The sequence below is a fragment of the Albibacterium sp. genome (genome assembly GCF_035514885.1).
Classification (GTDB): Bacteria; Bacteroidota; Bacteroidia; order Sphingobacteriales; family Sphingobacteriaceae; genus Albibacterium.
The window spans coordinates 307,522-322,584 of the sequence record NZ_DATJCH010000012.1; the positions used below are offsets into that span (position 1 = coordinate 307,522).

The following is a 15,063-nucleotide window of genomic DNA, read 5'->3' on the forward strand; positions in this document are numbered from 1 at the left end:
TTAATATGTTGTTTAAAGTAAAAACTAATTTCTTTCTTGTTTTCTTATTGCTTTTTGTTTGTCAGGGAGCGGTTTATGCGCAATCAGATGAAAAAGAAGGAAGCAATAACTTTGCAATGTATACAAAGTCAGGAGACTTTGCGCTTCTGGAAAAGGCAAGAAAATTTTCGGATAACGCTTATAAAGATCATAGAGATTCTATAGCTTACAAAAATAATCTTTTACGTGCCTTAGTTTATAGTAGTTTGGCTGTTGCTGATTCAAACAGGAAATTAAAGTATACTAAAGATCCGATTGATGAAGCTAAGTATGCGCTATCAAAACTGAATGATGATCAGTTAAATTATGAGAACGAGGCACAGATAATTTATATTTACCGAAAGTTGTCAAATGCTTATTTAATTTTAGGCAAAAGAGCCTTGAATAATAACAAGTTAGAAGATGCATTCAAAAACTTTAAGGAGGTTGATACTTTTGATAAAAGTGGTATTAATGTAAAGCATAATTTATCTGTTCTAAGTTCTCGTCTTGATAAGCCTCAGGAAGCAGTTAATTATTATGAGGAATATTTAAAAACTCTGAATAAAATACAGCCTGATAATTTTTTGATTTTGGCTGATTTATACTCAAAAGCTGGTAATCCAAACAAACAACTAAGTACGCTTTTAGATGGTCTTGATGCTTTTCCAAAAAATAAAGATATTCTATTTCAAGCAATTAATATTTATGCAGATAATGGTTCCTATGATGCTGTTATTCCTTTAATCAATTTAGCACATGAATTGGACCCGGAAAATATTAAGTTAAATTATTTAGCTGGCTATGCTTATGAAATTACCGGAAATCGTAAATTAGCAGCACAATATTATGAAACTGTTATAAAATTAGATGATAATAATTATAACGGAAATTACGAACTAGGGTTGCTTTTTTTAAGGGAGTATATGAATGACACTACAAAGGAAGAAAGCTATCAATTAGCAGAGAAATACTTGTTGAAAGCAAATGAAATTGATCCTAATTCTGTAAATGCCTTAAAATCGTTGGCAGTGTTATATGAGAAGTCGGCTGATACAATACAATATGAACGAGTAAAAAATCAATTAAATCAAAATACATTCAATTAAACCGAAATGAAAATCAAATCACTTTTATTATTGGCCGCTATATTTTATTCTATCGGTGTATTTGCACAGACAGGAGAATTAAAAAGAGGTGTGGCTAGCTACGAAAAGTTTAACCAGGTTAAACAAATTGGTACACCAGCTTTGGGTATAAAGGATCTTGAAAGTGCAAAAACTTCTTTAGAGAAGGCTTCTGCAAATGACAAAACATCTAATCTATCACAGACTTGGACTTACTTAGCTCTTGTATATTCAGACTATGCTCTTTTAGATACAACCTCAACAGCTGCAGATTACAAACAAAAGGCTATTGATGCATTGACAAAAGCTAAAGCAGCAGAAGGAAGTGCAGAACAAGAACAAAATTTTGCAGCAGCTTCTAGAAATTTAGCTCAAGTTGAGTTGGAAAGTGGAGTTAAAGCTTTTGAAGTTCAAGATTACGCTTCTGCCTACCAGGCGTTTGATAAAGGACTTCAGCATATGCCTGGAGATACCTTGTTTAGCTATTATGCAGGTTTAGCAGCAATTAATGCAAAGGACTATCCAAACGCTATAGATAAATATAAATTATTATTAGGTCATGATGATTTTTCTAATTTGTCTCAGATCTATCTTGATCTGTCTCGTTTGTATATGATGTCGAAAGACACTGTATCTGCCATTAAATATGCTGAAGAAGGAGTAGTTAAATTTCCAGATAATCAACAATTGGCTACTCAAAATATTGAACTGAATCTTCAAGCTGGTAATGGTGAAAAGTTAATTTCAAGTATTGCAGATCAAATTGAAAAGAACCCGACTGATGCAAGATTGCAATACTATTATGGAATAGCATTGAGTTCTAATAAGGACGAAGAGGCGGCTAAAGCTGCTTACTTGAAAGCTGTTGAATTAGATCCTGCCTTTGCTGATGCATACATTAATTTAGGTGTAATGTTATTAGATCAAGGGATTAACGTGTTTAGAGAAGCAAGCAAATTACCTGCAAATCAACAAAAAGAATATAACGAAAGTGCTAAAAGAGGAAATGAACTAATTGAAGAAGCATTCCCTTATTTAGAAAAAGCGACAGAGGTTGCTCCAACTCACTCAATAGCATGGCAAAATTTGAAGACTTATTATCAGATAAAAGAGAATGCTGAGAAAGTAGCAGAAATAGAAGAAAAAATAAAAACACTTTAGTTTTTATACATTTCATAATAAACAAGAATGGCTGGAAATTTCCAGCCATTCTTGTTTATTATGAAATGTGAGTTTCTCTATAATACCGCATTACTAAATATTAACCAATCAAGACACCGGGTTTGTTGAGAATAGGTATTCTAACGAAATTAGAATCGACAACACTTTCGGGCAGGAATATAAATTTCTTGTCGTAAATTGTCCCATTGATATAATAGCTAAGCCAATATTCATTTGTCAAGCCAAATAAGGCTTCATCAATAGGTTCTATTTTAGCATAAGAACTTCCACTAATGTCACCAATGAAATGTCTTAATGTGGTAGTTTGAATATCCTTACCATCTGTATAGTCATATCCTCGGGCACTTATAAGAACATTATTAATAGTTTCTTTTTTCCTGTTAATGATATAAACATACCATAACTTGCTTTCAGGTGTTTCACCTTCCAGTACAATGGCTATTCCTATATCTTCAACTATATTTTTTGGTAAATCTCTTTTCATTAAAATAGCGGAACTTTACTTTTTTGCTTTTGGAGCTGCTTTTTTAGCAGCTGGTTTCTTTTTAGCAGCAGTTTTCTTCTTGGTTGCTGTTGTTGCAGTAGCTTTAGCGCCTTTAAAAGATTTTTTAGGGACAGGCTGATCATCTGCAAGCTTCTTGATTTCCTCGAAACTCAGATCTTCAGGTGTCTTATCCTTAGGTATCTTAATATTTAATTTACCATATCTAATAAAAGGACCCCATCGACCGTTTTCTATACGAACATCAGGATCTTCCTCAAATGTTTTGATTATTTTATCAATATCTTTTTGACGTTTTATTTTAATAATCTCGATAGCCTCTGTTTCCTCAACTTTATGTGGGTCAACATCTTTAGGTAAAGAATAAAATGATCCGTCATGACGAATATAAGGACCAAATCTCCCTATTGCCACTGTCATGTCTTTATCTTCAAATACACCAACGGTTTTAGGAAGCCTAAACAGTTCCAATGCTTCTTCCAATGTAATGGTTTCAATCATCTGTCCTTGTCTTAAGCTAGCGAATCGTGGTTTTTCTTCATCTTCGCTAGAGCCTATTTGAACCAATGGGCCGAAACGACCAACCCGTACAATAATCTTTTTTCCACTTGCTTCGTCTGTGCCTAATTCTCGTTCATGGCTAGCTCTCTCTGCTGTTTCAAGAGTATTCTCAACATCGGTGTGGAAAGGTCCGTAAAAGTCCTTTAACATGGCTGTCCAGTCTTTTAAACCATGTGCAATTTCATCAAATTCTTTTTCAACAGTTGCTGTGAAGTTAAAATCAACGATATCTACAAAATGTTCTACTAAGAAATCATTTACCATAATTCCAATATCAGTTGGAAACAGTTTGTTTCGTTCTGCACCTGTATTTTCTGACTTGATGAGTGATGTGATTTTGCCTTCCGCTAAAGATAGGACTTGATAATTTCTTGCTTTTCCTTCCCGGTCCTCCTTTACTACGTAGCCTCTGTTTTGTATAGTTGATATGGTTGGAGCATAAGTTGAAGGACGACCAATTCCAAGTTCTTCCATTTTCTTCACTAAGCTTGCTTCAGTATAACGGGATGGCGGACGGCTGTAGCGTTCAGTCGCATTCATTTCCTTTAAGGAAACGATTTGTCCTGTTTTTAACGGTGGAAGAAGTGCATTATCACTACTATCATCTAATTGAACTTCTGCTTCTTCATCTGTTGATTCAAAATATACCTTTAGAAAACCATCAAATTTCATTACTTCTCCGCTTGCCGTTAATTCTTCCGAACGGGAGGAGATGGATATCTTGGCAGTTGTTTTCTCAAATTCTGCTTCACTCATCTGAGATGCAATCGCGCGTTTCCATATTAATTCATACAGTTTTCGTTCTGCAGAATCTCCGCTTATACTATGGTTTGTGAAATTAGTAGGTCGTATGGCTTCGTGAGCTTCTTGAGCTCCAGATGATTTTGTTTTATATTGACGAGGTTTATGGTATTTATCTCCATAAGCATTTCTGATTTCTTTTTCTGCAGCATCTAAAGCCGTTTGGCTTAAATTTACTGAGTCAGTACGCATGTAAGATATATAACCAGCCTCGTATAAACGTTGTGCCAGGCTCATTGTCCGCCCAACAGAATATCCTAATTTCCTACTTGCTTCCTGTTGTAGCGTAGAAGTAGTAAATGGTGCAGAAGGAGTACGTTTTCCAGGTTTAGTTTCTAAAGATTTTATTTTAAATTCTGCTGCTATACAGTCTCTTAAGAAATCCTCTGCTTCTTTAACTTTTTGGAAACGTTTAGGTAGTTCTGCTTTAAAAAGTTCTTTTTTATTGTCGGTATAAAATATTGCAACTACTTTGAAAGAAGCAACCGGTTTAAAACTATTATACTCTCTTTCACGATCCACTAATAGGCGTACAGCAACTGACTGAACTCTTCCGGCAGATAGTGATGGTTTTACTTTCTTCCAAAGAACAGGTGAAAGTTCAAAGCCAACTAGTCTATCCAACACACGTCTTGCTTGCTGTGCATTTACTAAATTATAGTCGATTTTACGAGGGTTCTCGATGGCTTTTAAGATGGCGGGCTTTGTTATTTCATGAAAAACTATTCTCTTCGTCTTGTTTTCATCTAAGCCCAGTGTTTCGAATAGATGCCAGGAAATAGCTTCTCCTTCACGGTCCTCATCTGATGCTAGCCAAACAGTTTCTGAAGCTTTTGCTAGCTTTTTAAGTTCACTAACTACTGCTTTTTTATCTGCGGGAACTTCATATTTTTGTGCGAAATTATTTGCTGTATCGATTGCCTCGTCTGTTTTTACTAGATCGCGAATATGTCCGTAACTGGATTTAACTAAAAAATCTTTTCCTAAATATCCTTCTATTGTTTTCGCTTTTGCTGGAGACTCAACGATAAGTAAATTCTTTGCCATTAATAACTTGATTTTTGCAAATAAAGTCAATTAAAAAGGGATATTCAAGCCTATGTCAATATTTAATTTATTGAATATTGTAAAATCACCCTTTTTATTGAATATATGAAATGAAAAAACCAAGGCGTTAAATTTACCTTGGTTTGTTAATTTATAAGATTCTAAATGATTGAAAAATCATTTAGTTAAGCTAAGAAACCACCTCCAAGTAAGTCGTCTCCTTCATAAAAAACAGCAGATTGACCTGGTGCAATTCCCTTAACCGCATGGTGGAATTCAACTTTCATCGAAGTACCGTCTTGCTCGATTGTGCTAAGCATTCCTGCATCCTTATACCGTACTTTAGTTACAGCCTCAAATGGAGCATCAAAAGATTCATATTTGATCAGGTTGATGTTTTTCACAACGGCGAAAGATTTCTGTAATTCAATTTCATCACCTAAAACAACCGTATTGGTTTCAGGAATAATTTTAATAACGAATACAGGTCTTCCCAAAGCAATACCCAGTCCTTTTCTTTGTCCAATAGTATAATAAGGGTAACCTTCATGTTTTCCAACAATCGACCCATCACTTAATACAAAATTCCCTGCTCCAACCCGCTCGTCTAAATCTTCGACCCTGTGGCGTAAAAATGAACGATAATCATTATTTGGCACAAAGCATATTTCATAGCTTTCTGATTTATTGGCTAGTTCACGTTGTCCCATGTCATTCGCCATTTGACGGATTTCCGGTTTGCTATAAGTTCCAAGTGGGAAACGTGTACGAGCAAGATTCTCTTGCGACACTCCCCAAAGTACATATGATTGATCTTTGTTTTCGTCTTTACCCTTTGAAACTACATAGCGACCGCTATCCTGCAATCTAATGTTAGCATAATGCCCTGTTGCAATAAATTCACAATCAAGGTGATTTGCACGTTTCAAAAGAGCTTCCCATTTAATGTGGGTATTGCATAAAACGCAAGGATTAGGCGTTCTTCCGGCAATATACTCTTCAACAAAATTATCGATTACAAATCCTGAGAACTCATCTCTGATATCTAAGATATAATGTGGAAAGCCATAAGCTACAGCTAAGGCCCGCGCATCATTTATACTATCTAAACTACAGCATCCTGTCTCTTTGGAGGATCCGCCTGCTGAAGCATAATCCCAGGTTTTCATTGTTAGGCCAATAACCTCATAGCCTTGTTCATGAAGCATAACGGCAGCTACAGAACTATCAACTCCGCCACTCATTGCCACTAATACTCTTCCGCGTTTACTCATATCAATATATTGAAGCTGCAAAGGTAAGGCAAAATATATAGAATGGATTTATGTTAATTCAAATGAAAGTAAAAATGCAGATATTAGAAGTTCATTTTCTCTACATCATCAGCACTCTCTTCCACCTTTTTCTTTAATTCTTCTTTGTAGTTTATAAGATTTTGTGTTAATTCCTCATTGTTGGTTGCTAATATTTGAGCAGCCAAAATACCCGCATTTTTTGCAGCATTTAAAGCAACTGTTGCAACAGGAATTCCATTTGGCATTTGTAAAATAGAGAGAACAGAGTCCCAACCATCAATTGAGTTCGATGATTTTACAGGAACACCAATAACTGGTAAATGAGTTAATGAAGCAACCATGCCAGGCAAGTGAGCTGCGCCACCTGCACCTGCAATAATTACCTTTAATCCTTTAGAAGAAGCACTCCTGGAAAATTCAAAGAGTCTATCCGGGGTTCTATGTGCTGAGACTATTGTTAATTCAAATCTCACTCCTAAGGTCTTTAAAATTTCTGCGGCATCTTTCATAATCGGTAAATCTGATTGACTTCCCATGATAATAGCCACTTCTGCAAGTTGATGATTTGACATATATTTAGTTTAAGCAATAACTTTTAAAATATCCTGAACAGATCTAGCTGTTTCTATAGCCTTTGCACGATCATCATTAACAATCGTCACATGTCCCATTTTTCTAAATGGTTTTGTGTATTTTTTACCATAAAGGTGAATATATACACCTTCCTTTTCTAATACTTTCTCCAAACCAACATACTGAGCTAAGCCTTGGAAGTCAGGTTCTCCGAGCAAGTTAATCATTACAGCATTCGTTCTACATTGTGTATCTCCTAATGGAAGATTGAATATGGCTCTTAAATGTTGAGCAAATTGCGAAGTAATGTTGCCTTCAATACTTTGATGTCCGCTATTATGTGGGCGGGGAGCAAGTTCATTGACAAGGATCTCGCCGTCCTTAGTCAAAAACATTTCTACAGCCAGCAAGCCAACGATCTGAAGATCTTCAGCAATCTTAATGGCCAACGATTCTGCCTTTTGTTGAATGTCGTGAGGTAGGAGAGAAGGAGAGATTAAGTATTCCACCAAATTAACATCTGGATTGAACTCCATCTCGACGCAAGGAAAGGCTTTTACTTCTTCATTTTGATTTCTTGCAACAATTACACCGATTTCCATCTCAAAATCAACCCACTTCTCGATTAAACTTGGAGCTTCAAAAGCATTTAATACATCATTTTCGTTTGTAATCTTCATTACACCACGACCATCATAACCATCCTTTCTTAATTTTTGAATATAAGGAAGTTTAAGCTTCGCACTTTTTAAATTATCTCTTGAAGAAATTAATTGAAACGGAGCAGTTGGAATATCATTCTGTTTAAAGAATTCTTTTTGTAAACCTTTATCCTGAATTAACCTGATAATACGCGCTTGAGGATATACAATTACACCTTCTTCCTCAAGTTTTTCTAAGGCATCAACATTTACTTTCTCAATTTCAATAGTCAGCAGGTCAACTCGTTTTCCAAATTTATAAACCGTATCGAAATCATTTAATGCTCCTACTTCAAAGTGATCACAAAGATTCTTACAAGGAGCATTTTCATCCGGATCAAGCACCGATATACTTGCATTAAAATTGATTGCTTCTTGAATAAGCATCCGTCCCAATTGTCCACCACCTAAAATACCTAATCTTAAATCGCTGTAAAATTCTTTTGCCATAACTTTAGCCTAGGGCCAATCTATATTTATATTTCTGTAAAGTTAAATGATTTATTTAAAAACTAAACTCTATTTATAAACATAAGGTTTCGTTTTTACACCTTTTGCTTTGTGCCTTTTGCAGTAATTGCTTCAATTATTTGATCGGCATGAACTCTTGAATTCTCAATAAACCACGAGTGAGTATTTAATCCACCACAAACTACCCCTGCTAAATAAATCCCCTCAATATTGGTTTCCATGGTAGTTTCATTATAATGAGGCATTCTCATGTTCTTTTGGTCAAGTTCTATTCCTATATTATTAAGGAATTCAAAATTGGGTTGATAACCTGTTAAAGCTAAAACAAAGTCATTAGGAATTGTTTTTATACCATCCGGAGTTTCTATATCTACTTCAGATTCTCTGACCTCTAATAAATTGCTTGAGAAATAAGCTTTTATTTCGCCTGCTGCAATCCGATTTTCAATATCAGGCTTAACCCAATATTTTACACGCTCACCGATTCCCGGACCTCTTGCAATTAAGGTAACATTTGCTCCTTTTCTAAAGGTTTCAAGAGCGGCATCTACTGAAGAATTGCTCGCTCCAACTACAACTACATTCTGATTAGAAAAATAATGAGGTTCTTGGTAATAATGAAAAACTTTTGGTAGGTTTTCACCAGGGATATCCATTAACATCGGAATATCGTAGAATCCTGTCGCGACAATGATGTTTCGTGCACTATAATTGCTTTTCGAAGTTTCTACATTAAAGAAGCCATCTTCTTTTACAACATTCTTTACGGCTTCAAAAAGGTGGATATTCAATTCATAGGAAAGCGAAACTCTCCTGTAATATTCTAAAGCCTCTGCTCGCTTAGGTTTAGGATTAATACTCACAAAGGGTAAATTTCCAATCTCTAAACGCTCTGCAGTAGAAAAGAAAGTCATTCCTTGTGGATAATTATAAAGCGAATTGGTTAAGCAACCTTTCTCTATAATTAAATAGGATAGTCCCGCATTTTTGGCGGCAATCCCACAGGCAAGTCCTATGGGGCCACCTCCAATGATAATTAAATCAATAATTTTTTCAATTTGCATAATAGCAATCAAAAAGATTCAGATTATTTTCCAGCTGCTTTCGCATGGTCAGCTAAGAATTGAGCTAAACCGCTATCTGTTAAAGGGTGTTTTAATAAAGAAAGAATGGCTGATAGAGGACCAGTCATTACATCTGCTCCAATTTTTGCACATCCTAAAATATGTGTACTGTTTCTAATTGATGCAGCAAGTATTTGAGTTTCGTATCCGTAGTTGTCAAAAATTAACCGAATGTCTTCAATCAATGATAAACCATCAGTTGAAATATCGTCCAATCTTCCAATGAATGGAGAAACGTAAGTTGCTCCGGCTTTAGCTGCTAATAAAGCTTGGCCAGCAGTGAATACTAATGTACAATTTGTTTTAATTCCTTTTGAAGAAAAGTATTTCAAAGCTTTTATTCCATCTTTAATCATTGGAACTTTAACAACGATTTTATCATCTAATTTTGCTAAGGCTTCACCTTCTTTGATGATATTCTCGAAATCTGTAGAAATAACTTCCGCGCTTACATCTCCGTCTACGATTTCACAAATAGCTTTATAGTGATTAATAACGTTTTGTTCACCACTAATGCCTTCTTTGGCCATTAAACTTGGATTGGTGGTTACACCGTCTAGAACGCCTAAATCTTGAGCTTCTTTAATTTGAGCAAGATTGGCAGTATCAATAAAAAATTTCATGTGATTGATATGTGAGTTGTTAAATAATACAGACAAATTTAGCCAATATTATTCAGGTTTCTGTAAACCTAGGTCTCTTATTCTGAAAGAAAAGAAACAAAAAATGGGCAAGCCCCTTTTATCGCACCGCTACAACCTTTTACCCTTGCTGCGTTCCCGCCCTGGGGGAGTTCAAAGGGAGCTGGTCGTAAAAGACTTACCCACCACAAAAGTAAGAAAAAATGTGACATAAGTATAAAAATATGCGTCCTAATCGTTATATGATTGATTTACTTGACCTTAATTTTATTATCTCATACTTTCCAAATCTGCTACCATACCTAAGAGATCTCAAGCTAATATTTTGTTAAATCCTTAATGTTCGTTTTGCCAAAAAGATATTATATTCAACTTTATATGAGTTTTCTTTAAAGAAAGTAAATAAATATTATGGAAAAGATAATATTTATCAGAAATAATATTAATTTAGCAAAACAATTCAATAGGTTCTATTAAATAAGAAAATGAATAAAGAAGCGCAGTCAAACGGGTTATATCGTCCTGAATTTGAACATGATGCATGTGGAGTTGGTTTCGTTGCACATGTAAAAGGAGAAAAATCGCATCAGCAAGTTATGGATGCATTGATAATGTTAGAAAATATGGAGCATCGCGGAGCTTGCGGATGTGATCCAGATAGTGGAGACGGAGCAGGTATTATGTTCCAAATCCCTCATCAATTTTTCTGGGAAGAATGTATCGCGTTAGACATCTTATTAAAAGAACCGGGGCATTATGGTGTAGGTATGGCATTTTTGCCAAAAGCGGAAAAGGGCAATGATATTTGCAGGTCAATTATCGAAAAGGCAGCTCAAGACCGAGGTTTTAAATTCTTAGGATACCGTGATGTTCCTGTTAATTCCAGCGGTTTAGGTAAAACTGCATTAAGTGTAGAACCTGCAGTTGTTCAGTTTTTTGTAGAAAGACCATCAGAAATAAAAAACAACGAAGATTTTGAACGTAAGCTTTTCGTATTACGAAGATTAATTGTTCAGGAAATCAAAAAGACAGAGCAAGCAATTCAGGAGCAATTTTATGTTAGCTCCTTATCTTGTGAAACCATTGTATATAAAGGCCAATTAACAACTGCTCAAGTGCGTGATTATTATCCGGATATCAGCGATCCAAGAGTAGTTTCAGCATTCGGTTTAGTCCATTCACGCTTTTCAACTAATACTTTTCCTTCATGGAAGCTTGCACAACCTTTTCGTTTTGTAGCTCATAATGGAGAGATAAATACGTTAACAGGTAATTTAAACTGGTTTTATGCTCGCATGAGATCATTAGCATCTCCCTTTTTTACGAAAGAAGAGATGGAGATACTTTTGCCAATCATTGATAAAGGTCAGTCAGATTCAGCCTGTTTAGATAACGTTGCAGAACTTTTAATGCATTGCGGGCGGACATTGCCACACGTAATGTTAATGATGGTTCCGGAAGCTTGGGATGGAAACGATCAAATGGAGGCTAAGAAGAAAGCTTTTTATGAATTCCATGCAACTTTAATTGAACCTTGGGACGGACCGGCTGCTTTGTGTTTCACAAATGGTAAAATGATCGGTGCCATGTTAGATAGAAATGGTTTACGTCCTTTACGATATTCAATCACAAAAGATGATCGCGTAATTGTTGCATCAGAAACAGGTGCACTACCTTTAGATGAGAAATTAGTTATCAAAAAGGGACGTTTACAGCCAGGAAAAATATTCTTGGTTGATATGGAAAAGGGAGAAGTTATTAGTGATGAAGAGGTTAAAAACGAACTTGCTAACCAACAACCTTATGGAGATTGGTTAAATCAATATAAAATCCGATTAGACGACCTTGCAGAACCCCGTGTTACTTTTACCTATTTAGCAAAAGAGTCAGTTTTTCGGTACCAGCAAGCCTTTGGTTATTCAAGGGAAGATGTTGAGGATATTTTAACACCCATGGCTCTCGACGGAAAAGAACCAATCGGCTCCATGGGAACCGATGTGCCTTTGGCAGTCCTTTCTAGTCAGGCACAACATATATCAAGCTATTTTAAACAATACTTTGCACAGGTAACTAATCCACCAATCGATCCTATCCGAGAAAAATTGGTAATGAGCCTCGCTACTTTTATCGGTAATGGGGGTAATATTATTGATGAGAATAAAATGCACTGCCACTGTGTGGCTTTAGAGCATCCTGTTCTAACAAGCAAAGAATTAGAGAAATTACGAAGTATTGATACAGGTGTATTTCAAGCTAAAAGTTTACAAACTTACTTTAAAGCAGAAGATAAACCAGGAGCTTTACAAGCTGGACTAGATCGTTTGTGTAAATATGCAGAAGATGCTGTAAATGATGGATTTGAGGTTATTATCTTAAGTGATAGGGCAATTGATTCACAACATGCAGCCATTCCTTCATTATTAGCAGTATCTGCGGTTCACCACCATCTAATAAAAACCGGACATCGTGGTTCTGTAGGACTGGTAGTAGAGGCGGGAGATGTGTGGGAAGTTCATCATTTTGCTTGTTTATTAGCTTTTGGTGCTACAGCCATCAACCCTTATTTAGCGCTTGCGTCTATCCGTACTTTAAAAGAACAAGGAACTATAACTACTGAATTAACATGGCCTGAGCTTAGAAAGAACTATGTGAAATCAATCTGTGCTGGTTTGTTAAAGATATTCTCTAAAATGGGAATATCAACTTTACAATCTTATCACGGAGCGCAGTCTTTCGAGATATTAGGAATCAATAACGACGTAGTCGATAACTATTTCTGCGGCGCGGTATCAAGAATCGGAGGCTTGGGTCTAGATGAAATTGCAAAAGAAGTTATCATTAAACATAGAAGAGGTTTTGCAAGTAGTAGTAGATCTACTAGCAATTTGCTGCCAGAAGGAGGACTCTATGCATGGAGAAAGAGGGGAGAATCTCATTTATTTAACCCAGAAACGGTTCACTTGCTTCAAAGAGCCTGTCGTACAAACGATTTCGATGTTTACAGACAATATTCAGATTTAATAAGTAAACAAACAGATAAATACTTTACACTGCGTAATGTTTTAGATTTTGCATACCATCGTCCTGCTGTACCTTTAGCAGAGGTTGAGCCTGCGGAAAATATTCTAAAACGTTTTGCAACCGGCGCTATGTCTTTTGGTTCCATATCACATGAAGCCCATAGTACTTTAGCCATAGCCATGAACAGAATTGGTGGAAAAAGTAATACCGGCGAAGGTGGAGAAGATGAAATTAGATATCAGCCTTTAGAGAATGGAGATTCCATGCGCTCTGCAATCAAACAGATTGCTTCAGCACGTTTTGGCGTTACTTCTTATTATCTAAGTGAGGCAGATGAATTACAAATAAAAATGGCACAAGGTGCTAAACCTGGTGAAGGAGGACAATTACCCGGCCATAAAGTTGATGATTGGATTGCCCGCGTTCGACATGCTACACCAGGAGTAGGATTGATTTCCCCTCCACCACACCATGATATTTATTCAATTGAAGATCTAAAACAATTGATATTTGATTTGAAAAATGCGAATAGAGCATCTAGAATCAATGTTAAACTAGTATCTAAAGCAGGTGTTGGAACCATTGCTGCCGGAGTTGCAAAAGCGCATGCGGATGTTATTCTAATTGCAGGATATGATGGTGGTACAGGTGCCTCTCCAGTAAGTTCTATTAAACATGCAGGTTTGCCATGGGAGCTAGGACTGGCAGAAGCTCATCAAACATTGGTTAAAAACCAATTAAGGAGCCGAGTTGTATTGCAAGCCGACGGACAAATGAAAACTGCCAGAGATATTGCAGTAGCCACACTTTTAGGTGCAGAAGAATGGGGAGTAGCAACTGCTGCTTTAGTAGCCGGAGGCTGTGTCATGATGCGTAAATGCCATTTAAATACTTGCCCGGTAGGTGTAGCAACGCAAGACCCTGAACTTCGTAAACTCTTTACCGGTAAGCCAGAAGATATTGTTAACCTGTTCTATTTCATTGCCGAAGAACTTCGTGAAATCATGGCTTCTTTAGGTTTCAGAACCATTAATGATATGGTGGGTAAAGCTCAATTCTTAAAGAGGAAAGAAAATATCCATCACTGGAAAATAGATCGTATAGATCTTTCAGATATTTTGCACGTAGCACATCTTCCAAATCCGAAATCTCTATATCATACTGAAGGTCAGGATCATGAAATGGATACTATTCTGGATTGGGAATTGTTAAAATTAGCGGAAAACGCCTTAGAAACCAGAGAGCCTGTTTTTGGAAGCTTCAATCTAAAAAATACAGACCGTACTACAGGTACTTTATTGTCGAATGAAATATCTAAAAGATATAAGTCAGAAGGTTTACCTGATAATACCATTAATTATAAATTCAATGGTTATGCCGGACAAAGTTTTGGTGCTTTTGCAGCCAAGGGTTTATCCTTTGAATTAGAAGGCGAGGCAAATGATTATGTTGGAAAAGGGCTTTCAGGTGCACAATTAACTATCTACCCTCGAAAAGAAAGTGATTACCAGGCAAGTGAGAATATAATTATCGGAAATGTAGCCTTATATGGTGCTACATCCGGAAGACTTTTCGCTCGCGGACAAGCTGGTGAGCGTTTCGCAGTAAGAAATTCAGGTGCAACGGCAGTAGTTGAAGGACTAGGTGATCATGGTTGCGAATACATGACAGGTGGCAGAGTTTTAGTGTTAGGAGAAACAGGAAGAAACTTTGCAGCTGGTATGAGTGGAGGTGTTGCGTGGGTCTTTGATACTGTTGGCACTTTTAGGTCCAAATGTAACCTCGAAATGGTTGATCTTGAAAAACTGGAAATCGAAGACGAAACACAAATAATATCCTTGCTTAAACAACATATACATCTTACCAACAGCGATATAGCAAATCATATCTTAAACAATTGGCAAGATAGCAAACCATTCTTCGTAAAGGTGTTCCCGAAAGAATACAAACAAGCGTTAATGGCCAAATCACTTATTAACAATATTTAGTACATAGAATA

At 36.3% G+C, this 15,063-nt stretch carries 10 protein-coding genes and 1 other RNA gene; 3 read left to right on the top strand and 8 right to left on the bottom strand.

The features are described from left to right. Positions 1-5 precede the first annotated feature (5 nt). Together VL047_RS05200 and VL047_RS05205 are read left to right on the top strand one after the other, a co-directional pair. Complete coding sequence (locus VL047_RS05200) at positions 6-1,127, top strand: hypothetical protein (protein WP_325359038.1); 1,122 nt, start codon at positions 6-8, stop codon at positions 1,125-1,127. Between the two features lie 6 nt (positions 1,128-1,133). Beyond that, positions 1,134-2,306 carry a tetratricopeptide repeat protein gene (locus VL047_RS05205; protein WP_325359039.1) on the top strand — a complete coding sequence of 391 codons (1,173 nt, stop codon included), beginning with the start codon at positions 1,134-1,136 and terminating at the stop codon, positions 2,304-2,306. A 100-nt stretch (positions 2,307-2,406) separates the two neighbouring features. On the opposite strand, the gene VL047_RS05210 is transcribed toward VL047_RS05205, so the two are convergent. The 8 genes from VL047_RS05210 to ffs form a co-directional block, all read right to left on the bottom strand. Continuing rightward, a complete protein-coding gene (locus VL047_RS05210) occupies positions 2,407-2,811 on the bottom strand; it encodes a hypothetical protein (RefSeq protein ID WP_325359040.1) in 405 nt (134 codons plus the stop codon). A gap of 15 nt (positions 2,812-2,826) precedes the next feature. Beyond that, positions 2,827-5,238: a type I DNA topoisomerase gene (gene topA, locus VL047_RS05215; protein ID WP_325359041.1), complete on the bottom strand. Its 2,412-nt coding sequence runs from the start codon at positions 5,236-5,238 to the stop codon at positions 2,827-2,829. Between the two features lie 185 nt (positions 5,239-5,423). Then, positions 5,424-6,512 (bottom strand): tRNA 2-thiouridine(34) synthase MnmA, encoded by a 1,089-nt coding sequence (gene mnmA, locus VL047_RS05220; RefSeq protein ID WP_325359042.1) that lies wholly within the window; start codon positions 6,510-6,512, stop codon positions 5,424-5,426. Positions 6,513-6,595: 83 nt separating this feature from the next. Beyond that, a complete protein-coding gene (gene purE, locus VL047_RS05225; RefSeq protein WP_325359043.1) occupies positions 6,596-7,105 on the bottom strand; it encodes a 5-(carboxyamino)imidazole ribonucleotide mutase in 510 nt (169 codons plus the stop codon). 9 nt (positions 7,106-7,114) lie between these two features. After that, complete coding sequence (locus tag VL047_RS05230; RefSeq protein ID WP_325359044.1) at positions 7,115-8,257, bottom strand: 5-(carboxyamino)imidazole ribonucleotide synthase; 1,143 nt, start codon at positions 8,255-8,257, stop codon at positions 7,115-7,117. Between the two features lie 95 nt (positions 8,258-8,352). Further along, positions 8,353-9,342, bottom strand: a complete 990-nt coding sequence (locus VL047_RS05235; protein ID WP_325359045.1) for a YpdA family putative bacillithiol disulfide reductase — start codon at positions 9,340-9,342, stop codon at positions 8,353-8,355. Positions 9,343-9,365: 23 nt separating this feature from the next. Next, the gene (fsa, locus tag VL047_RS05240) at positions 9,366-10,025 is read right to left on the bottom strand and encodes a fructose-6-phosphate aldolase (RefSeq protein ID WP_325359046.1); all 660 of its coding nucleotides are present in this window, start codon (positions 10,023-10,025) and stop codon (positions 9,366-9,368) included. Positions 10,026-10,127: 102 nt separating this feature from the next. After that, an RNA gene (ffs, locus tag VL047_RS05245) (signal recognition particle sRNA small type) lies at positions 10,128-10,227 on the bottom strand. A gap of 301 nt (positions 10,228-10,528) precedes the next feature. On the opposite strand from ffs, the gene gltB reads away from it, so the two are divergent. Further along, positions 10,529-15,052 (top strand): glutamate synthase large subunit, encoded by a 4,524-nt coding sequence (gltB, locus tag VL047_RS05250; protein WP_325359047.1) that lies wholly within the window; start codon positions 10,529-10,531, stop codon positions 15,050-15,052. The last annotated feature ends 11 nt before the right edge of the window (positions 15,053-15,063 follow it).

What these genes read in the sequence shown, in the direction of transcription:
- VL047_RS05200 (WP_325359038.1), top strand. Translation starts at nt 6, where the DNA reads ATGTTGTTTAAAGTAAAAACTAATTTCTTTCTTGTTTTCTTATTGCTT.
- VL047_RS05205 (WP_325359039.1), top strand. Translation starts at nt 1,134, where the DNA reads ATGAAAATCAAATCACTTTTATTATTGGCCGCTATATTTTATTCTATC.
- VL047_RS05210 (WP_325359040.1), bottom strand. Translation starts at nt 2,811, where the DNA reads ATGAAAAGAGATTTACCAAAAAATATAGTTGAAGATATAGGAATAGCC.
- topA (WP_325359041.1), bottom strand. Translation starts at nt 5,238, where the DNA reads ATGGCAAAGAATTTACTTATCGTTGAGTCTCCAGCAAAAGCGAAAACA.
- mnmA (WP_325359042.1), bottom strand. Translation starts at nt 6,512, where the DNA reads ATGAGTAAACGCGGAAGAGTATTAGTGGCAATGAGTGGCGGAGTTGAT.
- purE (WP_325359043.1), bottom strand. Translation starts at nt 7,105, where the DNA reads ATGTCAAATCATCAACTTGCAGAAGTGGCTATTATCATGGGAAGTCAA.
- VL047_RS05230 (WP_325359044.1), bottom strand. Translation starts at nt 8,257, where the DNA reads ATGGCAAAAGAATTTTACAGCGATTTAAGATTAGGTATTTTAGGTGGT.
- VL047_RS05235 (WP_325359045.1), bottom strand. Translation starts at nt 9,342, where the DNA reads ATGCAAATTGAAAAAATTATTGATTTAATTATCATTGGAGGTGGCCCC.
- fsa (WP_325359046.1), bottom strand. Translation starts at nt 10,025, where the DNA reads ATGAAATTTTTTATTGATACTGCCAATCTTGCTCAAATTAAAGAAGCT.
- gltB (WP_325359047.1), top strand. Translation starts at nt 10,529, where the DNA reads ATGAATAAAGAAGCGCAGTCAAACGGGTTATATCGTCCTGAATTTGAA.